We start from the raw sequence: 20,299 nt of genomic DNA, 5'->3' as shown, positions 1-20,299 counted from the left end.
GGCAAGCCCATTTTGTCAGTTATGACACAGGACTCTCCGTACCGGTGTCTCTTCGCACCTGGTGAAATTGACGCAGCAGCTTTTCAACCAACTGCACGCCCTCATCTTCCTTTAACCCCTTTACTTTAACAGCAATCGTGATCTGTTGTCCACCCGACAGCCCTACCCTCTTGCTCCAGTTACTGGTAAGCGCAAACAGCGCTCCACCATCGATGTTGTTGTTCTGGCTAGGGTGCAGGACCAATTTTATCTCGTCTGGATTCTTTTGGCTAATTTCGGTGATGTGGTGCTTTAAGGCATACACACGCAAACGGGAAATGGTCAGCAGATTATCAACTGGCTTCGGAACTGGTCCAAAACGGTCTAGCAGCTCTTCTGCCAAATCGTCGACGTCCTCCAATGTAGACACCGCGACAAACTTTTTGTACATCTCGATTTTTTGTCGGCTGTCCGTAATGTACATCGACGGAATATAGGCATCCAGTTGCAGATTGATCTCCACAGGTGTGACAATTTCTTGTTTGACTTCGCCCTTCAGCTCATCAATGGCTTCTTTCAGCATCTGGCTGTACAAGTCGAATCCGACCGTATTAATAAAACCATGCTGCTCCGCGCCCAGCAAATTACCAGCTCCACGAATGGACAAGTCTCGCATCGCGATCTTGAAACCAGAGCCGAGCTCGGTAAATTCCTTGATGGCTTGCAGACGTTTTTCCGCTACCTCTGTCAGCACCTTGTCCCGTTGATACGTAAAGTAAGCGTACGCAATTCGATTGGAACGACCTACACGTCCACGCAGCTGATACAGCTGGGACAAGCCCATTTTGTCTGCATTGTAAATAATCAGCGTATTGACGTTCGGGATGTCCACCCCGGTCTCAATGATAGTTGTGCTGACCAACACGTCAAAATTCCCTTCCAAAAAGTCGAGAATGACGCCTTCCAGCTCGCTTTCGTTCATCTGTCCATGCGCTACAGCGATGCGCGCGTCAGGAACGAGCATGGAAATCTGCTCCGCCATCTGTTCGATTCCCTGTACTTGGTTGTAGAGGAAGAACACTTGCCCATCACGAGCCATCTCGCGCTCAATCGCTTCGCGAACCAAAGCAGGGCTGTAATCCATCACATACGTCTGTACCGGAAAACGATTTTCTGGCGGCGTTTCAATGACAGACAAATCACGCACACCGAGCATCGACATGTGCAAGGTACGTGGAATTGGCGTAGCGGTCAGAGTCATGACATCCACATTCGTTTTGATTTGCTTCAGCTTTTCCTTGTGACTCACACCGAAGCGCTGCTCCTCGTCTACGATTAACAGACCAAGCTCGCGGAATGTCAGGTCTTTGGAAAGCAGACGGTGCGTACCGATGACAACATCGACTGTGCCTTCCTTCAGTCCTTTTAGTGTGGCGTTCTGCTCTTTGCGCGAACGGAATCGACTCAATACCTCCACGCGGATCGGATACTCCGCAAAACGCTCACGGAACGTCTCGTAATGCTGTTGCGCCAGAATCGTAGTTGGAACCAAAACGGCTACCTGTTTTCCGTCCATGACAGCCTTGAAGGCAGCACGAATCGCAACCTCTGTCTTCCCGTAACCCACGTCTCCACAAACGAGGCGATCCATCGGGCGTTTGCGCTCCATGTCCGCTTTCACTTCCGAAATCGCGCGGAGCTGGTCTTGTGTTTCCTGATACGGGAACATCGCCTCAAATTCACGCTGCTCTGCCGTGTCGGGAGAGAATGTATGACCGACAGCCGATTCGCGGGCTGCATACAGTTTGATCAAATCTTCGGCGATATCCTTTACAGACGACTGGACTTTGTTTTTGACGCGTTTCCATTCGCTGCCGCCCAAGCTGTAGATCTTCGGCTGTGCCTCTTCGCTCGCCACGTACTTCTGCACATGGTCGATTTGATCAATCGGAACAAACAGACTGTCTCCTGCTGCGTATTGAATATGAAGGTAATCTTTATGAATTCCGAGAATTTCTTTGGTTTCAATTCCAAGGTATTTTCCAATCCCGTGATTCACGTGCACGACGAAATCACCGGGCTTTAGTTCGAGGTAGTTTTTGATACGCTCCGCGTTGTTCATCGTCTGCTGAACTTTGCGCGCCTTGCGCTGTTTCGCGGTAAATACTTCACCTTCCGTAATAACAACCAGCTTGTTTAGCGGCAACTCAAAACCTGTCTGGAGGTTTCCTAAAATGATCGTAGGACGCCCTGGAGGCACCGTTTCCACTGCTTCTGTTAAAACATCGGCTTCCATTTCGTAGTCATGCAGGACACGCTCCAGTCGCTTCGCACGCTCCAAATCAGCTGCGACAAAGACGATCTGATCCTGAGACTTCTTCCAACGGGCCAGCTCTGTTTTCAGCACGTTCATCTGTCCGTGGAAGTTTTGCATGGTACGGCAAGTCAGATTTACGATGTTTTGCGGCTGAGTCTTCGGTGATTGTCTCAAAAACAGGGATAGGTAAACAATCTGGCGCTTTTTCGTCGACACGATCTCGTCGTACGTACGCGACAGGCTGAGATTGGACATATATTCGCCCTGGACGATGCGTCCTGTCAGCCATTCCCCTTCTTCTTTTTGCAGTTGCGCTGCCGTATCCAACACGCGAGAAGGCTCATCAACGATCAGCAAGGTATCGGAAGGCATATAGGACAATAATGTATCGCCAGTCGGGTAAATGACAGAGATGTACGAATACAGCTGCGCAAAACGCTGTCCCTGCTTCATTCTCTCTGCATCAGAGCCGATTCGCTCCATGACTTTTTCCTTGGCAGCCCCATCCTTCAAATTAGCGAGGGTTTCTCCCAGCTTTTGTTCTAGGCGAACAGCCGATTCCTGCAATAACGGAGTCGAAGCAATCATTTCTTTCGCTGGACCAAGAACATACGTCTGGACGGATTCCAATGAACGTTGAGAGAGCATGTCAAATGTACGGATCGAGTCGATCTCCACATCAAAAAGCTCAATCCGCACCGGCCACTCTGAATCGATCGGATACAAGTCGATAATTCCACCGCGAATACTCATTTCTCCCTTGCGCTCGACCATGTCCACTCGCTCATAGCCAAGCTCAATACATCGGAGCAAAAAGGATTCGATATCAAGCTCATCACCGACGGACAACTGAATCTGTGCTTCCTTCCATACCTGCGGAGGAACGACCAAACGACGCAAGCCAGCAAAAGGTGCAACCAAAAAACCCGTAAAGCCTTGGGCCAGACGGTTGAATACATGAATTCGCTGCGCCAGCATTTCAGGGCTGGCAATGGCAAGCTCAGAGCCAATCAGCTCATTACCGGGATAAAGCAACACCTGATCAGAGGGAACCAACTCGATCAAATCTTCGTATACTTTTTGTGCTTGGTACATGTTATGCGTCACTACGCAGACCGGACGATCTGACATTTGTTGCAATGACGCCATCAATACTTGTCGCGCGGAACCAGCCAAGCCAGAGACAAGCTGCTCATGTAGCCCCTTCTCCAAACCAGCCACGATTGTCCCGACGTTCGTGTCCTGTTTCATCGGGTTAATGATGACTTGCATTCACTAATCCCCTCTCTAATTCTTCTGTCAACTAAAATCAGAGCTTCGCTTACGTTCACAACAACCGCAGGTCAGCCATGCGAAAAGAAGCCTTAGCTCCCCAAGCTAAGGCCTTGTCAGTGCAAGCCTTCCTAATGCGTATCCACTTATTGAAGTGGGTTTCCGACTAGCGAAAGCTCTGGATGCTGAATCAGCGCTTCACGGCAATAGTCGCACGTGATGCTGACGACCGTATCTCCACTTTGTTCTCTCGATATTATAAGAGCACGTTCCTCCGGGGTCAAGGAATCAAACCCGAGCTGCGCTTCCGTTACTTGCGATTCGTCAAATTCTGCAATCTTCATGCCGCAGCAGCGACATGTATAGCGTATGCTCATGCACATACCACCCCCATACTGTTCCTATCGCTTAGTATGGACGATTGGGTGGGAAATCATACTACTTTTTCAAGCTGTTGTAATGGTTCATGACCTTTAAAAACGACTCTCTTGTCCACATGGCGCATGCGTCAGCCGCCAAGCTCACCGCTTCTTGAATATCGGCTCTTTCTGACACTGGAAACGTATTCAAAACATAGTCGCTGACGCTCCGCCCTGGTTCAGGACGACTGATTCCTACCTTGATTCGTTTAAACTCCTGTGTGCCCAAATGCTGAATCATCGACTTGATGCCGTTATGCCCACCAGCGCTGCCTTTTTCTCGCAGGCGAAGATGTCCGGTCGGCAAATCAAGATCGTCGTAGATGACGACTAGATCGTCAGGGATCAGCTTGTAAAATTTGAGTACTTCCGCTACCGATTCACCGGAGAGATTCATGTACGTCTGCGGCTTCACCAGCAGTACCTTCTCGCCCTCGATGCGGCCTTCGCCCACGAGTGCACGAAACTTGTTTTGCGTAACAGGAATTCCCCATTTGTCGCTAATCTTATCTATGGCCATAAAGCCAGCATTATGTCTGGTATCTTCATATTTTTTGCCGGGATTACCCAATCCGATTATGACTTTCACGCTTATTCCCTCCTACTCTCTCCCCATTGTACTCGAATGGTTACGTGAACAAAAGTAGAAGGGCAGAGATGAAATCACCTCGCCCTTCTTTTTTCACGCCCTGATTTTATTCGTTCGCTGTTCCTGCTTTTTCAGCCACTGCTTCTGCTTCTTGTTCCGCATCGATTGATTCTTCGGACTTGGCCTTCACTGGCAGTACACTGATCAGCACTTCCGTGGATTCGAGCCCCAGATCTACTCCGGGTGGGACATTCAGATCGGAAACAAGCACGACATCCCCAATATTCATTCCATCGACATCGACCAAGAAGGATTCTGGTATATTACCTGGCAAGCAAGTCACTTCCACACTGTGGCGGATAAGGGTAGCCACACCCAATTCCGGATCTCCTGTCATGAGGACAGGGACAGACGTGTGTATTTTTTCATTCATATTGATCTTCTTAAAATCTGCATGCAAAATGTTCCCCTGCAAGGGATGCCGTTGCAGCTCATAAACCATGACATCGTGCGTGTTCCCGTCTACACTTAACCGAAATGGCTTGTTTGTTGACTGGTTACGCAGGGCCGCATCCAGCTCTCTTCCCTTGACCTGAATCGGCTTATTGCCCACTTCGCTGCCGTAGATAATACCAGGAACCCAACCTTCGTTACGCAGTACCTTTACAGCATTGCCTGTCTTTTTTTCGCGAGACTGTGCCTGTAATTGTTCCACAAAAAAACCTCCTTCGGACCGCTAGTAAAAGTTTCCTCACTAGCTTGTCCATCGGAGGTTTAGTTCAATCCCCTAACAGGGGATTGTATATTAATCGAACAACTTGCTTACGGAAAGCTCTTCGTGAACACGAATGATTGCTTCACCAATGATTGGCGCTACGGAAAGAACGGTAATCTTATCGATAATTTGTTCTTCTGTCAGCGGAATCGAGTTGGTCACAATCAGTTCCTTGATCTTCGAGTTTGCAATACGCTCGATAGCAGGACCAGACAGAACTGGGTGCGTGCAGCATGCATATACTTCACGTGCGCCTGCTTCTACAAGTGCACTTGCAGCCAGTGTGATCGTTCCAGCGGTATCGATAATATCGTCGATGATGATCGCTGTTTTGCCTTCGATGTTCCCTACGATGTTCATTACTTCGGCTACGTTTGGTTCTGGGCGACGTTTGTCAATAATGGCAATAGGCGCTTCCAGACGTTCTGCCAATTTACGAGCACGGGTCACGCCACCGTGGTCTGGAGATACAACAACGATGTCTTTCAGACCTTTTTCAGAGAAGTGTTTACCCAAGATAGGCACACCCAGCAGATGATCTACCGGAATATCGAAGAAGCCTTGGATTTGTGTTGCGTGCAGATCCATCGTAATCACACGTTGTGCACCCGCTGTCTCGATCAGGTTCGCAACCAGCTTAGCCGTGATTGGATCGCGTGCACGTGCTTTACGATCTTGACGAGCATAACCGTAGTAAGGAATAACCACGTTGATACTCTTAGCCGAAGCGCGCTTCAATGCATCGACCATGACCAAAAGCTCCATCAGATGCTCATTAACGGGAGCAGATGTTGGCTGAATGACAAATACGTCACAACCGCGAACACTTTCATTGAGTTTGAGTTGGCATTCGCCATCACTAAAGCGCACTACTTGTGCGTTTCCGAGTGGTACGCCGATGTGTTCGGCGATTTCTTTTGCCAGTTCCGGGTTTGCGTTGCACGTAAATACCTTCAGTTTTGGGTCGCGGTAGTTAGCCATGATCTTCTCAAGAACCTCCCGTTATGATTGCTTTTTGCCCTTGCGAGGCATTTTGTTCGCGTAATCGATTTTATTTACTTGACGCTCACGTGCGATCGCAAGCGCATTATCTGGCACATCTTGATTAATGGTCGATCCTGCAGCTACATAAGCATTTTGTCCAACTGTAACTGGCGCAACCAGATTGCTGTTGCATCCGATGAATGCTCCATCTTTTACTGTTGTTTTATGCTTCACTGCCCCATCGTAGTTGACGGTAATCGTTCCACAGCCAATATTGACTCCGTCTCCGATTTCCGCATCTCCTACATAGCTGAGATGTGGAACCTTCGTACCGTCACCAATTTTCGCATTTTTCAATTCCACGAAATCACCGATTTTGGCATTGCTTCCAATCTGTGATCCTGGTCGAACATAAGCAAATGGCCCAACAGATGAGTTACTTTCGACACTCGAATCAACCATCACCGAGTAAGAAATGGTCACGCCACTCGCTACTTCTACGTTCGTCAGATCCGCTTGGGGCCCGATTACACAATCGGCTCCAATAGTTGTTTGTCCACGCAGGAAAGAACCTGGGTGAATCACGGTATCTGCCTCAATCTTCACATCAGTTTCGATGTACGTAGAAGTTGGGTCGATGATAGTCACACCATTTCGCATGTGACCAGTCATAATACGTTTTTTCATGTAGGCTTCTGCTTCCGATAGCTGCACACGATCGTTCACACCCATTGTTTCCTCCGGGTCAATCGCTTCGTATCCGACTACCTTTTCACCTGCATCACGCAAAATACCGACAACGTCTGTTACATAGTATTCGCCTTGTGCGTTGTCATTTTTCACTTCCGCCAAGGCTTTCCATAATTTTCGGTTGTCATAGCAGTATATGCCCGTATTAATTTCTCTGATCGCCCGTTCCGCTTCCGTAGCGTCTTTATGTTCCACGATTCGCAATACTTCGCCCGCCTCATTGCGCACGATACGCCCATAACCTGTTGCGTCAGGTAACACGGCGGTCAATACAGTTGCAGCCGCTTGCTGCTCCTCGTGATAGGTCAGCAAGGCCGACAACGTAGTCGCTGACAAGAGGGGAACGTCTCCATATAAAAGAAACGTAGTTCCTTCTTTATCCTGTAAAAACGGCGCTGCCTGCGAAACGGCATGTGCCGTCCCCAACTGTTCTTCTTGCAGAGCATAAGTGACGTCCTCGCCTAGCTTGGCACGGACAGCGTCAGCACCATGACCTACGACGACAACGATATCCTGAACCTGCATGGACGCCATCGTATCGACTACATGCTGAACCATAGGCTTTCCGCACACAGGGTGCAGGACTTTGTACAGCTTCGATTTCATCCGTGTACCCTGACCAGCAGCCAGAACCACGGCATGGATCTTAGACATGTCAACCCTCCATCGTAGAAGTTCCACAATGACTATATCCTAATTCATATGTGAATTTCAAGACAATCGATACAGGATTATGGTTGATTCCTTGCATTGCCAGTAGTTAGACATATGGCAGACAACATTTAATTTTCTGACAGAAATGTGATATATTGTTTGGCGAAAGGGGTTATTTGAAGGAGGTAGGATGAGATGAGCGCAGAGGTATACTTGCTGACTGGGTATTTAGGAAGCGGAAAAACCACCCTTTTGCAAAAGTGGCTGACTCATTTGCGCATCACAGACCAGAAAGTGGTCGTATTGATGAATGAAATGGGGGAGGAAGATATTGACGGGGAACAATTGCAGGGGTTTGGCTTTCCTGTCAAAAAAATGCTCGATGGCTGCATATGCTGCTCGATCAAGGGCGAACTGACGGAGGGCTTGAAAGATATTATGAACGCCATTGCGCCAGACCGAATCCTCATCGAAACTACTGGTGTAGCCGATCCACTTGATGTCATCGATACGATTACCCATCCAGAGCTGTATGATCGACTGGAGTTAAAAGGGACCATTAGCGTTGTCGACGCCTCTCGCTTCCTGGACCTCAACTCACGATTCTCCTCGACTGCCACTCTGGTCAAAACGATTCGAAACCAGGTGCGTTACGCAGACCTGCTTCTGTTGAACAAAACCGATTTGACTAATCCTGATGTCGTAGAGCGGGTTCGTCAAAAGCTCAGCGAAATCAATCCGACTGCACCCATACACGCTACTGTTCAGGCAGAAATAGAAGTCTCCCGGCTTTTATCAGTCAAACGAACCGTTCATGAGCGACCGCTCGACAACGAGGAAAACCGCCCCATTGCCGTACAGAAAAGCATCGGCCGAATGTCAACGATGGACAGGCTCAAGCAATCCCTTGGCCTGAAAACAAGCCAACCCTCTCTCTACAATAGTATCGAAACGTTTTCCTATGTATTTACCGGACCCGTAGACGAGAAAAAATTCGAGGACTTTCTGTACGATCTCCCTAAAAACGTCTATCGGGCAAAAGGCTATGTCCAGTTCCACGGAAAGCCCGAGCTAATCTCGTTTCAACATACCGATAATCAGGTGCTCCTGTTTCCATTTGAAAATTTCGGGCCGAAGATGGTAGCTGTCTTCATCGGAGAAGGAATGGATCGAGAAATTATTTTAAACGATTTAAAAAAATGTTATGGTTAACGGACGCCGAAGCACCCTGCCGAAAGTGACAGGGTGCTTTGAGTATCAGGACTTTTTAAGCACCAGCTTCGATAGTGCTTTCTTCCTCTTGACCTACGCGGTCGTATTCTGTGAGAACTGCTGCCTGAATCTTTTCACGGGTAGTCGAAGAAATCGGATGTGCAATATCACGGAATTCTCCGTCTGGTGTACGCTTGCTCGGCATAGCTACAAACATACCATTGTTTCCGTCAATGACACGGATATCATGAACCACAAATTCATGGTCAATTGTAATGGATGCAATCGCTTTCATCCTACCATCCGTATTCACTCGGCGAAGTCTTACGTCTGTTACTTCCATCTAGTTCACTCCCTTTATCTATGTAACGCGTTTAGGATTATTTCCACCTGCTGGGTAAATATTCCTGCTTATCATTATGTAATTTTTGAAAAAATATATAAATATGTTTATATGTCATTTTTTGGAAACATTTTCTGCAAGTACAAAAACAGCCCAATGCGCGTGGCATCAGGCTGTTTTCCATTTTTTTCTATCCGATATAAGCTACGATTTCGATTTCGACTTTTACATCGCGCGGCAGTCGTGCCACTTCCACAGTGGAGCGAGCTGGCTTGTGATCGCCAAAATATTGGCCGTACACTTCGTTCAGTTGACCAAAATCATTCATGTCCTTGATAAATACAGTCGCTTTCACTACATTCGTCAGGTTGCCACCAGCTTCTGCCAGTACCGCTTGAATGTTGGAAAAAACCTGATGGGTTTGCTCCACGACGTCACCTTCTACCAGAGTGCCGTCTGCACGCAGTGGAATTTGACCGGATGCGAAAAGAAATGGACCTACCTTTGCAGCTTGGCTGTAAGGACCAATAGCGGCAGGAGCCTTGTCAGTTGAAACAAAAGAGATTGCCATACCTATCTACTCCCCTCTAATTTCAAAAAAACTGCCTAGCTCTATTTCAATTTGCTTGCCCTTGAAGTCTACATCCTGCAGTTTTGCAAGTGATACGTATTCATCTACCAAACGCTCAGAAACATCCGCTGTCGTTTCTACCAGTACGCCGCATCCCACTACGGTTGCACGGAATTCCTGCAACAAATCAATCATGCCCCGCAGCGTCCCGCCAGCTTTCATAAAGTCGTCCACAATGAGGACACGAGACTGCTCGGCCAAACCGCGGCGAGCGAGTGACATGGTTTGAATTCGTTTACTGGAACCAGATACATAGTTAATGCTCACTACTGAACCTTCCGTCACCTTGTTGTCACGGCGCACAATCACAACAGGCACATTCAAAAACATAGCCGTCGCATACGCAAGTGGAATCCCCTTTGTTTCCACCGTCATGACGACATCCACATTTTTATCCGCATAAGCGGTTGCAAAGAGCTTTCCGATCTTCGCCATCGTTTGTGGATTTCCGAGAATGTCGGACATGTACAAGTATCCACCTGGCAAAAGTCTCTCTGGATTAGCGAGTTGACCGATCAGTTCGCGCATGAAGTGAAGGGCCTCTTCCGTTTTGACCTGTGGAATATACTTCACTCCGCCTGCCGCTCCCGCCACCGTTTTCAACAAGCCTACCCCTTGGACTTCAAAAGCCTCTTTGATGATAGACAAGTCTTCACTGATGGATGATTTCGCTGCGCCGTATTGTTCCGCGAACAGAGTGAGAGGAGTCAGCGTATGGGGATGGGCGAGCAAGTGCTGCGTCATGTCAACCAGACGTGCACTTCTGCGCAATTTCTTCATGGCTCTTCCTCCAAAACCGAATATTATGCTGATAATGTATCATTTCCATACGGGTTTATGCAAGTATTTCCCCTTCTTTGGCGCCTAACATTCGGACAACAAACACATCTTTGACAAAACCTCGCAACGCATTGTAGATCCGATGTACTTTCGCTTCCTTTTGCACAAGAGCAAACACGGTAGGACCGCTGCCAGACATCAGGACACCGTCTGCCCCCGACGCGACCATGAGATCCTTGATCTGTCTTACTTGTGGATGGAGCGAGAGCGTGACATTCTCCAACACATTCCCAAGAGATTGGCACATGAGTGAAAAGTCTTGGGTCGCAATAGCTTGCAGCATTTGTTTGGTATCGGGATGATTATCGATCTGGGCCACACGCAGGTTTCCGTACACATCCGGGGTAGATACTCCGATAGGCGGCTTGGCTAGAATGACCCAGCACGGTGCAGGCGCTCCCAGATGCGCAATCTGTTCGCCACGCCCCGTCGCCAGTGCTGTTCCACCGTAAACGCAAAATGGCACATCAGAGCCAATCTCCGCTCCGATTTTAGCCAACTCATCTCTGGTCAACCCGAGATTCCATAATTGGTTCAAGCCGCGCAGTGTTGCCGCTGCATCACTGCTGCCACCTGCCAGCCCAGCCGCAACTGGTATTTGCTTGTCGATATACAAGTGTACGCCTTGGCGTACTTGAAATTTTTCTTTCATGAGCGTTGCCGCTTTATATGCATGGTTACGGATATCATCCGGTACGAAGCTGGCAGAACAGTCCAGCGTAATCTCACCATCTTCGCGTAGAGTCATGTCCACACGATCTGCCAAGTCTACGGTTGTCATCACCATTTCCACTTCGTGATAACCGTCCGGCCGTTTGGCAAGCACGTCGAGAGTCAAATTAATTTTGGCCGGAGCTTTGACCGAGATACGCACGTAATTCACCTCTGCCTACTTTCTAAATTTCCTAGTCTCTTATTGTAGCATAGGCAAACTCTCCCATGCCACTTGATCAATTAAAAAGAATAGGATCGAGATCATTATGGGTATTTCGAAAATTCAGCTCTCTTTACAGAAAAAAAAGCCGGGCTGCCCCGGCTTTGTCAACGAGTTTTATATGGTGAGAAACGTCCGTTCGATCAAACCCAAACGTTACAATCGCTTAGCGGCTAATGCTTCCTCAGCAAGCTGAACAGCGCGCTTGACCATGTTACCCGCGTCACGTGTCGTGATGCCTCCCCAACCCTCGGATTTTACCGTATCGTAAAACCCAAGCTCTTTGGCCAGTTCCATCTTTAACTGCTCTGACATCAGTCCTCGTCTGCGACCCATAGCACCCTCCTTCTCGTCGACAAGCTTAGTGTGCTCCATGCCGCTCATTTTATTGCCTCAACCAAATGTTCAGAGCTTTTCGATATAAAAAACAAAACAGTAGAACCCAAAAGGGCTCTACTGTTGTACAAATGTGATGCGGATGTGCTCGTTTTCGCGGCACACCGTCAATTCTACTGTTTCCGTCAAGATGTCAGCATAGCTGTAAGATACCCGCTCAAAGAGTTGATCGTCATCCAGCTTTACCACAAACACAGATGGGTAAGTTTCTTCGAGGATGCCACTACGTTCAACGGTTTTGCGGCGACCGCCATTAGCCTTCAGCAGGATGCGCTCACCAATGTGTCCGTCTAAACTACGTTTAATGTCAAGTAACGCGTTTCTTGCCATTGTTCCATCCACCTCGCTTACATCTATTATAACAGCTCCCTTATATTTTGTCAAAGAAATAAAAAATTATAGCAACCCTGCAGATATTTTGTCAACGGGGTTTTTTTCATAAAAAACGTAGATATTTGTCAAATGATATGCATAAAGGGCATTAATACGCAAAAACCCCCATTCTTGGGGGATCTCGCCCAAAAATAAGGGGGTCGTCTACACGATTTACGTAATCAGTCCGCGGCGCATACCTTCGTTCGCTAGGCGGGCAAATTCGTCCAAGCTGAGTGTTTCACCACGCCGGGTCGGATCGATCCCGATGTCATTGAGCATCTGTATTACTTCATCCTTTTGGGTTTTAGGAAACAGTCCGTTCATCAGGTTGTTCAACAATGTCTTACGGCGCTGCGCAAACGAGCTGCGTACCACCCGGAAAAACACATCCTGATCGTCTACTTCCACTGGCGGACGATCTCTTACCTTTAAGCGAATCACTGCTGAGTCGACATTCGGACGCGGAACAAACACACTTGCAGGCACAATCATCGCTACTTCTGTATCTGCATAGAATTGAGCTGCGACTGACAGAGAGCCATAGTCTTTCGTTCCTGGTTTGGCTGCAATTCTCTCTGCCACTTCCTTTTGAATCATAACCACGATGTTTTCGAGGGGCAATCTCTCTTCCAGCAGCTTCATCAGGATCGGTGTCGTCACATAGTAAGGCAAATTCGCCACTACGCTCAGCTTTTCCACTCCTGTCATCTTTTCTTCTATTAACTTCTTCAGATCCAGCTCCAGTACGTCCCCGTGAACGACTTCAATATTTTCATAGGGTGACAGCGTGTCCTGCAAAATAGGCAAAAGACGCTGGTCGATTTCGATCGCCATCACTTTTTTGGCTGCTCGTCCCAATTGCTCCGTCAGCGCACCGATACCGGGGCCAATTTCAATCGCTCCCTTTTCCTTGGTAAGGTCTGCTTCTGAAACAATGTTATGTAAAATATTGGTGTCTATCAGGAAGTTCTGACCCAGACTCTTCTTAAAAGCAAAGCCGTACTTCTCCACTATCTCTTTTGTGCGCGTAGGTGTGGCAATATCCTTGCCCGCTATTTGGGTCATGGCTTACTCCCTCTCTTTGTTGATGGCCGCAATGGCCGCTTCGAATTCTTCTCGACTGATTTGGAAAGCATTGAGTCGCTGCAGCATTTGCTTTGCGTTGGCGTATCCGATCCCCAATGCTTCTCCCAGCTTGATTCTGCGTTCTTTGGCATCTACTCCGGACGTCAGGCCATTTGCCAACAAATCGTCAGAGGTAATCTCTCCAGCCGTTTCCGCCATTTCGGTACGCACTTCTGAGAGCGCACGAATAATCACGTCAGGTGTCGCGTTTTCGACGCCGATGTCGCCCTTTTTGGTCCCATCCTCCTGGGTAATAAATGCGTGCTTGCAGCCTGGAACCGACTTGCTGATAATTTTTCGGATGCGCTCCCCTTGATAATCAGGGTCTGTGAAAATAATAACACCGCGTTTTTGTTGCGCCAGCCTGATTTTTTCAATCGTTCTTTTATGAATGGCAGAACCGCCAGTTTCAATCGTATCGGCATTAACCGCACGCTTGATTGCTGCGGTATCGTCTCGACCTTCCACCACGATGACTTCCTTGATCTTCATCATGTGCCTCCACTTTCGTACAAAGTCGGTACGATACTAGTGTTCCAAAAAAACCGTACCTCAAGCAAAAAATACATGAAACATTTGGTAAAACAGGATCGTCTAACTAACAAACAGCTTATCATAATAACCTTGGAGGAAACAGAAGAACAGGAGCAATCGCTCCTGTCCTAAGGCTTCTGTGGTCCAATGATATATACAGTTTTGTTTCGCTTGCGACCGAATTTCCTCGCCTCGGACTCCGTGCCTACGAATACGTCGATTTTGCCACCTTTCATGGCGCCACCCGTATCTTCAGCTCGACGATACCCAACACCTTCAATGTACACCCACCATCCATACGGAATGACTTTAGGATCTACAGCGATTGTGTGACCTGCCTTGGCTTTTACCCCTGTCGATGTGCGTCCATATCCTGGAGAGCTTGGGTGTTTGCCACCTCCCGAAGGAGTATATGCAGTCAGGGTAACCCCGTTCAGTACTTTTTTCGGCCTAAACACTTTTCCACCACGCGAGACCGGACCCGCTGCAGAAGCAACCAGGACCCGATCTGGCTGACCCTTTTTCTGCAACATTGGGACTGCGGTACCCACGGCTACGACATTATCTTTCTTCGGTACAAGTACATCTCTTTTGACCAGATCACGGGAGACTTCTTTTCCATCTTCCATGATCAGCTTGTAGTGTGCAATTGCCTTACCTTCTTGCCCGCTTTGTAATACGCGGGTTTTACCTTTTTCCAGCGCTGGATCATTTTTGCGTATTTCTTGAAAGGTGACTCGCTCATCGACTTTTACCATTTTCTCAACAACCCGCTTTACGCTGATCGAGGAGTCCTTGGTAAGTGTAGCGGTCAATGCCGGTTCTACCCGGTCCTTCTCACCTAGCACGATGCCGCCGTCCTTCAACGCACCAGCAACATCACGACTAAGTGTCTCTATCGTTTTTTTCTGCCCGTCAACCTGGATTGGTATGGACCAGGTTGTATATAAAGTAATGAGTGCTCCGTCTTTTAGCTTCGTCTCTAGTGTCGGTTGAAGGGAATCCTTTTCCGTTACCGTAATGTTTCGCTCGGTTAAGAACTGCTCAACGGTCTTGGCTTTTGTAGCGACCGTCTTGCTTTCTCCGTCCAACGAAAAAGTGACCTGTTTTGGCTGAGTAGCCTGGGCAGAGAAATAGCCAATCATGGGAACGAGCACAAGAGCAAGGCAGCCAAACATGACTAGCCCACGATTCTTATACCTTTCCCATATCGCGCGTAACTCCATTTCCCACACTCCTTTTCCTAGAAAAGCACAAGGCTCTTCTTGTCTAGCCAGGTAAGGGTCGATGTAATTGCACTAATATTCTGGAAGTGGCCGGTACTTCACAAGGTCGGCTTTGATTGTATTTCACTTTCTCGGCTTTGTCAAATTTACCCTCCCTTTTGGCTGAAGAGATAATGGTATCAGACTAGCAAAATAGGCTTGGCGAATGGTAGCAGAAACCTGTCGAGAAGCCATGTCGGATGGACAATAATCGTTCGACACATTGTTCATCGTATGCTTCGACAAAATGGAGTAGAACCTGGTTACTTCACACAAAAAAACGGGAAATCACGTGATCAATCGTGATTTCCCGTTTTTATTAACCATTCATGCGAAAAAGACGTCTTGCGTTGTCTGCAGTAATTTGCGCCATTTCCTCGTAAGACAAACCATGAATGTTCGCCATTTCCTCACAGACGTAACGCACATATCCACTCTCATTTCGCTTTCCACGGAAAGGATGCGGAGTGAGATACGGGCAATCCGTCTCTATCAACAGCTTATCTAGCGGTACCTTCGCCGCTACTTCTTTTGGCTGCTTGGCATTTTTGAACGTAAGCGGACCACCGAACGAAATATAAAAATTCATATCGAGTGCCTGCTTCGCTGTTTCCCAGCTGCCAGAGAAGCAGTGCATGATTCCGCCAACATCTGCTGCCTTCTCTTCCTTCAGAATCGTCAAAACGTCATGGTGCGCATCGCGATTGTGGATGATGATCGGCATGTCGAGCTTGCGAGCCAGACGAATCTGCTTCCGGAATACTTCTGCCTGCACATCACGTGGCGACGTATCCCAGTAGTAGTCCAAGCCCATTTCACCCAAGCCCACTACTTTTGGATCACGACTGAGTTCCTCGATCCATTCCAGGTGTTCGTCTGTCATGTCCTTGGCGTCTTGTGGATGCCAACCGATAACGGCGTAAATAAAGTCATACGCATGAGCCAAATCCATGCAGCTTGGAATTGTTTCAGCGTTGAATCCGATGTTCACAATCGTACTGACGCCATTTTCTTGCGCACGAGCAATGACCTCAGCACGATCCTCATCGAATTCCTTCGCATTTAGATGAGCATGGGTTTCAAATAACAAGATGGGTCCTTCCTTTCCTTGCCCTCGTTACTTCACGATTGCCCCGTTTGGCATACTTGGGTCAACAGTTGCAAGTGTCAACTGATCTCCTGCCGATGCTGCCAAGATCATTCCTTGAGACAGCTCACCGCGAAGCTTCACTGGCTTCAGGTTGGCTACGAGGATCACTTTTTTGCCAACCATATCTTCTGGGGAGTAGTATTTTGCGATACCAGAAACAACCTGGCGCTTCTCGTAGCCGAGATCCAATTGCAGAACCAACAATTTGTCTGCATTTGGATGCTTGGCACATTCCACTACCTGTGCGACGCGCAGCTCTACTTTTCCAAAATCGTCGATGCTGATTTCTTCTTTTGCATCAGCTGGCTTGGCAGTTGCTGCTTCTGTTTGGTTGGTGTTTGTTTCACTCACAGGTGCTTCCCCTTTCAAAGCTGCTTGCTTTTTCTTGTTTTCCTCCGCTTGGCGACGTGCTTCTGCTGTCGAATCGTCGATGAAAGCCAGTTCCGCTTGAACATCCAGACGAGGGAAGAGTAGTTCCTTGCGGCTAACGGTGCTTCCAGCAGGCAATCCACCCCATACACTTGCAGATTCCCAGCTCGTTGCTTCTTCATTACCCAAAATACCCAGTTGGTCCCAAATTTTCGCTGGGGCTTTGGTCATGAACGGTTGGATCAGCACGGAGCTGATGCGGATGCTTTCCACCAAATTGTACATAACGGTTGCCAAGCGACCTTTGGTTTCTTCGGATTTTGCCAAATTCCAAGGCATGGTCTCGTCGATGTATTTGTTTGTACGTCCCACCAGTTCCCAAATGTGAGCCAGTGCATTGGAGAAGCGCATTTCTTCCATGTGCTCTTCCACCAACGCCTTCGTTTTCATCGCAAGGCCGATCAGGCTGTCATCCGGCTCTCCTGCATCCTGTGGAGCTGGAACGATACCATCGAAATATTTCTCAATCATCGTAGCGGTACGGCTCAGCAGGTTTCCGATGTCATTAGCCAAGTCGTAGTTCAGGCGCTGTACGAACGATTCTGGCGTGAAGATGCCATCCTGACCGAAGTTGATTTCACGAAGCAGGAAGTAGCGAACGCCGTCAGAACCGTAACGGTCGATCAAAACCTTCGGGTCAATGACATTCCCCTTGGATTTCGACATTTTTCCATCTGGCATCAGAAGCCAGCCATGACCAAAAATTTGCTTTGGCAACGGAATATCCAGTGCCATCAACAGGATTGGCCAATAGATCGTATGGAAGCGCAAAATGTCTTTTCCAACCATATGAACATTGGCTGGCCAGAAATTACGGTATTTGCTGTCGTCTTCGGACAAATAGCCGAGAGCAGAAATATAGTTCGTCAATGCATCGATCCATACGTAAATGACGTGCTCTGGATCGCTCGGCACCTTGATTCCCCAGTCAAATGTACTGCGGGATACGGACAAATCCTGGAGGCCTGGCTTCAGGAAGTTATTGATCATTTCGTTGCGGCGGCTCTCCGGTTGAATAAATTCAGGGTTTGCTTCGATGTGTGCAAGCAGTCTGTCCTGATACTTGGACATGCGGAAGAAGTAGTTTTTCTCCTTCACTTTTTTCACTTCGCGACCACAGTCCGGGCAAGCATATCCGTTGTCTGTTTTCGCTTGGGTTTCTGTCCAGAAAGCTTCGCAAGGCACACAGTAGAAGCCCTCGTACTCACCCAAATAAATATCACCTTGGTCGAGCAGACGCTGGAACACTTTTTGTACGACTTCTTTATGACGAGGCTCAGTGGTACGGATGAAATCGTCATAAGAGATGTCCAGCTTTTGCCATAGGTCCTTTACCCAATCGACAATCGGGTCGATGAATTCGAGTGGTTGTTTGCCATCCTCGGCTGCACGCTCTTGGAGCTTTTGACCATGCTCATCTGTCCCTGTCAGGTAATACACATCATAGCCGCGCAAACGCTTATAACGAGCCATGGCATCACACGCGATTGTGGTGTAAGCGTTACCGATGTGGAGTTTGTTACTTGGATAGTAGATCGGTGTTGTGATGTAATAAGTAGGTTTCATTGCAACTATTCCCCTCCTGTTTACGTTTATTAAAATAAGGAAAAGCCCACCCCAAAAAAATTGGGGCGAGCTCTATCTCGCGGTACCACCCAAATACTCCGTCCCCTCACGGAAAACGGACTTGGTGAGTCAAAACATGACTCTACCCGTAACGTGGGCATACGTCACAAACTACTAAGGTACGGTCAATGCCGTTACTGTTCATCTGCAAGACTCAGGGGCCATGTTCAGCTTGCTCGCTTATACCGGTTTTCAGCTACCCCGGCTCTCTGAAATAAGGAGGATCGGCTTACTCTTCCCATCATGGTCGTTTGGTATCATTTGTTGCTGCATTTATCCTCTATTGTACACGACCAACCTGTTTTGTAAACATCCTCGGCAAGCCCATTTTCCTAAGGAATTTTATCGCTGGCTTCATACCAACTTTACAAATTACCAGCAGAAAAGAGAAAACTTGGAGTTTTTGTCGAATCGCCATGTTTCGTTTCGACATTCGTCGACTTATTCGACACCAATACTCCCAGTAAATTTTATCCATAAAAATTTCCATATCGATGCCAACATTTTGAGAAACACCGATTTAACAGCATTTTCGTTTTGAAAAAACATTTTGCTTTTCAAGGAATTGTCAAAATCATGTTGACACCTTTGGGAATGGCTGGTATGATAATCCCAACAGAAAATGTCGAATATTGACGATAAATGATGAGCGTATAACAATAGCATCGACATATACAGACTTTTGGGAGGAGATTTTAACTATGATGAAATCAACCGGTATCGTTCGCAAAGTAGATGAATTGGGTCGTGTTGTTATTCCAATCGAATTGCGCCGCACTTTGGGTATCGCTGAGAAAGATGCTTTGGAAATCTACGTTGACGGAGAGCGCATCATCCTGAAAAAGTATGAGCCTGCATGTATCTTCTGTGGAAACGCTGATAAGGTATCTCACTTTAAAGGTAAAATTGTGTGCCAAGATTGCCTGACAGAAATGCCTGTTAAACGCTAATTTCATTTGATTACATAGACATGCCTTTGTGGGACGAGCCTACAAAGGCTTTTTGTTTGCTATTTTTTCTTCAGCAGCGCTCGGAAGAAGTACAGCCTGGGCACATACAAATCAGAATAGACCACATCAGCTGGCATTTCAAAGGATACGTCGCCAGAAAACTGCAATCCAACCTCCACCAAAACTTGCTGCAGTCGCGCTAAATTGATCAGCGGGTAATCAAATGTGAGTACAAGCTGCCCATCGTCTTTTAACACTCTATGAAATTCGCGAAATGCTTCCACCATAATCGGGTCTTCAAGATGCTCGAGAACAGAGATGCAAAATACAGTATCAAACTTTTGATCCGAGTACGGCAAGTAAGTCAAATTTGCTCGACAATAATAAATACCGTCAAAATAATGCGCAGGCAAGCTATCTGCTACTCTTTTCCCAAATACGTCCACAATATCTTGATAGATCGCTTCCTTAGACAGTATCCGATTATCGAGATCACAAGCGTGTACTTCTCGACAATGATCGGCCAAATAAAATTTGAATGGGTGGCAGATCCCGCATGCCGAATCAAGTACAACGTCATTCGGCCTGGCAAACTGTTTGGCCCAGGCATATTCGTACGGTCTACTGTTCCATGTAACCGGCAGCGTAAAAATAAAATGATCGTCTTTTTCATCTGTTTTCACAATAAAACGAGAATCACGAATACTCACAGCTGATTCCCCCCTTCCTTTCCTTCCGAAAACACCCTCA

At 47.6% G+C, this 20,299-nt stretch carries 20 protein-coding genes and 1 other annotated feature; of the genes, 2 read left to right on the top strand and 18 right to left on the bottom strand.

What is annotated here, in order from left to right; all coding sequences use genetic code 11:
- Positions 1 to 19 precede the first annotated feature (19 nt).
- The 6 genes from mfd to glmU all read right to left on the bottom strand — a co-directional run bounded on the left by mfd (position 20) and on the right by glmU (position 7,739).
- Entirely contained in the window at positions 20 to 3,568 is a 3,549-nt protein-coding gene (mfd, locus tag HP567_RS03280; RefSeq protein ID WP_173612095.1) for a transcription-repair coupling factor, read from the bottom strand.
- A 146-nt stretch (positions 3,569 to 3,714) separates the two neighbouring features.
- Positions 3,715 to 3,945, bottom strand: coding sequence for an anti-sigma-F factor Fin (locus tag HP567_RS03275; protein WP_007726431.1), 231 nt, complete (start codon positions 3,943 to 3,945; stop codon positions 3,715 to 3,717).
- Between the two features lie 61 nt (positions 3,946 to 4,006).
- Entirely contained in the window at positions 4,007 to 4,576 is a 570-nt protein-coding gene (gene pth, locus HP567_RS03270; protein WP_088910194.1) for an aminoacyl-tRNA hydrolase, read from the bottom strand.
- 106 nt (positions 4,577 to 4,682) lie between these two features.
- Positions 4,683 to 5,291, bottom strand: a complete 609-nt coding sequence (locus HP567_RS03265) for a 50S ribosomal protein L25 (protein ID WP_173612096.1) — start codon at positions 5,289 to 5,291, stop codon at positions 4,683 to 4,685.
- 90 nt (positions 5,292 to 5,381) lie between these two features.
- Positions 5,382 to 6,332 (bottom strand): ribose-phosphate diphosphokinase, encoded by a 951-nt coding sequence (locus tag HP567_RS03260; protein ID WP_007726399.1) that lies wholly within the window; start codon positions 6,330 to 6,332, stop codon positions 5,382 to 5,384.
- Between the two features lie 21 nt (positions 6,333 to 6,353).
- Entirely contained in the window at positions 6,354 to 7,739 is a 1,386-nt protein-coding gene (gene glmU, locus HP567_RS03255; protein ID WP_173612097.1) for a bifunctional UDP-N-acetylglucosamine diphosphorylase/glucosamine-1-phosphate N-acetyltransferase GlmU, read from the bottom strand.
- A 195-nt stretch (positions 7,740 to 7,934) separates the two neighbouring features.
- Here glmU and HP567_RS03250 point away from each other — a divergent pair, with 195 nt between their 5' ends.
- Complete coding sequence (locus tag HP567_RS03250) at positions 7,935 to 8,951, top strand: CobW family GTP-binding protein (protein ID WP_173612098.1); 1,017 nt, start codon at positions 7,935 to 7,937, stop codon at positions 8,949 to 8,951.
- A gap of 55 nt (positions 8,952 to 9,006) precedes the next feature.
- On the opposite strand, the gene spoVG is transcribed toward HP567_RS03250, so the two are convergent.
- The 11 genes from spoVG to metG all read right to left on the bottom strand — a co-directional run bounded on the left by spoVG (position 9,007) and on the right by metG (position 18,539).
- Positions 9,007 to 9,294: a septation regulator SpoVG gene (gene spoVG / locus HP567_RS03245; protein ID WP_007719936.1), complete on the bottom strand. Its 288-nt coding sequence runs from the start codon at positions 9,292 to 9,294 to the stop codon at positions 9,007 to 9,009.
- Positions 9,295 to 9,484: 190 nt separating this feature from the next.
- On the bottom strand, positions 9,485 to 9,865 hold the full coding sequence (locus tag HP567_RS03240) for a RidA family protein (RefSeq protein ID WP_047074468.1): 381 nt from the start codon (positions 9,863 to 9,865) through the stop codon (positions 9,485 to 9,487).
- Positions 9,866 to 9,871: 6 nt separating this feature from the next.
- Positions 9,872 to 10,705 (bottom strand): pur operon repressor, encoded by an 834-nt coding sequence (gene purR, locus HP567_RS03235; protein ID WP_173612099.1) that lies wholly within the window; start codon positions 10,703 to 10,705, stop codon positions 9,872 to 9,874.
- Between the two features lie 55 nt (positions 10,706 to 10,760).
- Positions 10,761 to 11,639: a 4-(cytidine 5'-diphospho)-2-C-methyl-D-erythritol kinase gene (ispE, locus tag HP567_RS03230; RefSeq protein WP_047074466.1), complete on the bottom strand. Its 879-nt coding sequence runs from the start codon at positions 11,637 to 11,639 to the stop codon at positions 10,761 to 10,763.
- A 216-nt stretch (positions 11,640 to 11,855) separates the two neighbouring features.
- Complete coding sequence (locus HP567_RS03225; RefSeq protein WP_173612100.1) at positions 11,856 to 12,035, bottom strand: small, acid-soluble spore protein, alpha/beta type; 180 nt, start codon at positions 12,033 to 12,035, stop codon at positions 11,856 to 11,858.
- A 117-nt stretch (positions 12,036 to 12,152) separates the two neighbouring features.
- Positions 12,153 to 12,425 (bottom strand): biofilm formation stimulator Veg, encoded by a 273-nt coding sequence (gene veg, locus HP567_RS03220; protein ID WP_005830485.1) that lies wholly within the window; start codon positions 12,423 to 12,425, stop codon positions 12,153 to 12,155.
- 216 nt (positions 12,426 to 12,641) lie between these two features.
- Positions 12,642 to 13,535, bottom strand: a complete 894-nt coding sequence (gene rsmA / locus HP567_RS03215; protein ID WP_173612101.1) for a 16S rRNA (adenine(1518)-N(6)/adenine(1519)-N(6))-dimethyltransferase RsmA — start codon at positions 13,533 to 13,535, stop codon at positions 12,642 to 12,644.
- Positions 13,536 to 13,538: 3 nt separating this feature from the next.
- Positions 13,539 to 14,087 carry a ribonuclease M5 gene (rnmV, locus tag HP567_RS03210; protein ID WP_173612168.1) on the bottom strand — a complete coding sequence of 183 codons (549 nt, stop codon included), beginning with the start codon at positions 14,085 to 14,087 and terminating at the stop codon, positions 13,539 to 13,541.
- A 170-nt stretch (positions 14,088 to 14,257) separates the two neighbouring features.
- Positions 14,258 to 15,355 (bottom strand): 3D domain-containing protein, encoded by a 1,098-nt coding sequence (locus HP567_RS03205; protein WP_173612102.1) that lies wholly within the window; start codon positions 15,353 to 15,355, stop codon positions 14,258 to 14,260.
- Positions 15,356 to 15,713: 358 nt separating this feature from the next.
- The gene (locus HP567_RS03200) at positions 15,714 to 16,484 is read right to left on the bottom strand and encodes a TatD family hydrolase (RefSeq protein ID WP_173612103.1); all 771 of its coding nucleotides are present in this window, start codon (positions 16,482 to 16,484) and stop codon (positions 15,714 to 15,716) included.
- Between the two features lie 27 nt (positions 16,485 to 16,511).
- A complete protein-coding gene (gene metG / locus HP567_RS03195; RefSeq protein WP_173612104.1) occupies positions 16,512 to 18,539 on the bottom strand; it encodes a methionine--tRNA ligase in 2,028 nt (675 codons plus the stop codon).
- A 58-nt stretch (positions 18,540 to 18,597) separates the two neighbouring features.
- Positions 18,598 to 18,853, bottom strand: a binding site (T-box leader).
- A gap of 447 nt (positions 18,854 to 19,300) precedes the next feature.
- Here metG and HP567_RS03190 point away from each other — a divergent pair.
- Positions 19,301 to 19,549 carry an AbrB/MazE/SpoVT family DNA-binding domain-containing protein gene (locus HP567_RS03190; RefSeq protein ID WP_007719913.1) on the top strand — a complete coding sequence of 83 codons (249 nt, stop codon included), beginning with the start codon at positions 19,301 to 19,303 and terminating at the stop codon, positions 19,547 to 19,549.
- 59 nt (positions 19,550 to 19,608) lie between these two features.
- Here HP567_RS03190 and HP567_RS03185 read toward each other — a convergent pair whose 3' ends face one another.
- Complete coding sequence (locus tag HP567_RS03185) at positions 19,609 to 20,259, bottom strand: class I SAM-dependent methyltransferase (RefSeq protein ID WP_173612105.1); 651 nt, start codon at positions 20,257 to 20,259, stop codon at positions 19,609 to 19,611.
- Between the last annotated feature and the right edge of the window lie 40 nt (positions 20,260 to 20,299).

Origin of the sequence: Brevibacillus sp. M2.1A, from assembly GCF_013284355.2 — a bacterium.
In the GTDB taxonomy this organism is placed as follows: Bacteria; Bacillota; Bacilli; order Brevibacillales; family Brevibacillaceae; genus Brevibacillus.
Note: the sequence above shows the minus strand (reverse complement) of the source record. Positions and strands in the feature narration are given on the sequence as shown.

What these genes read in the sequence shown, in the direction of transcription:
- HP567_RS03260 (WP_007726399.1), bottom strand. Translation starts at nt 6,332, where the DNA reads ATGGCTAACTACCGCGACCCAAAACTGAAGGTATTTACGTGCAACGCA.
- veg (WP_005830485.1), bottom strand. Translation starts at nt 12,425, where the DNA reads ATGGCAAGAAACGCGTTACTTGACATTAAACGTAGTTTAGACGGACAC.
- HP567_RS03250 (WP_173612098.1), top strand. Translation starts at nt 7,935, where the DNA reads ATGAGCGCAGAGGTATACTTGCTGACTGGGTATTTAGGAAGCGGAAAA.
- glmU (WP_173612097.1), bottom strand. Translation starts at nt 7,739, where the DNA reads ATGTCTAAGATCCATGCCGTGGTTCTGGCTGCTGGTCAGGGTACACGG.
- HP567_RS03275 (WP_007726431.1), bottom strand. Translation starts at nt 3,945, where the DNA reads ATGAGCATACGCTATACATGTCGCTGCTGCGGCATGAAGATTGCAGAA.
- spoVG (WP_007719936.1), bottom strand. Translation starts at nt 9,294, where the DNA reads ATGGAAGTAACAGACGTAAGACTTCGCCGAGTGAATACGGATGGTAGG.
- mfd (WP_173612095.1), bottom strand. Translation starts at nt 3,568, where the DNA reads ATGCAAGTCATCATTAACCCGATGAAACAGGACACGAACGTCGGGACA.
- metG (WP_173612104.1), bottom strand. Translation starts at nt 18,539, where the DNA reads ATGAAACCTACTTATTACATCACAACACCGATCTACTATCCAAGTAAC.
- rnmV (WP_173612168.1), bottom strand. Translation starts at nt 14,087, where the DNA reads ATGAAGATCAAGGAAGTCATCGTGGTGGAAGGTCGAGACGATACCGCA.
- HP567_RS03190 (WP_007719913.1), top strand. Translation starts at nt 19,301, where the DNA reads ATGATGAAATCAACCGGTATCGTTCGCAAAGTAGATGAATTGGGTCGT.
- HP567_RS03225 (WP_173612100.1), bottom strand. Translation starts at nt 12,035, where the DNA reads ATGGGTCGCAGACGAGGACTGATGTCAGAGCAGTTAAAGATGGAACTG.
- purR (WP_173612099.1), bottom strand. Translation starts at nt 10,705, where the DNA reads ATGAAGAAATTGCGCAGAAGTGCACGTCTGGTTGACATGACGCAGCAC.
- HP567_RS03240 (WP_047074468.1), bottom strand. Translation starts at nt 9,865, where the DNA reads ATGGCAATCTCTTTTGTTTCAACTGACAAGGCTCCTGCCGCTATTGGT.
- HP567_RS03205 (WP_173612102.1), bottom strand. Translation starts at nt 15,355, where the DNA reads ATGGAGTTACGCGCGATATGGGAAAGGTATAAGAATCGTGGGCTAGTC.
- rsmA (WP_173612101.1), bottom strand. Translation starts at nt 13,535, where the DNA reads ATGACCCAAATAGCGGGCAAGGATATTGCCACACCTACGCGCACAAAA.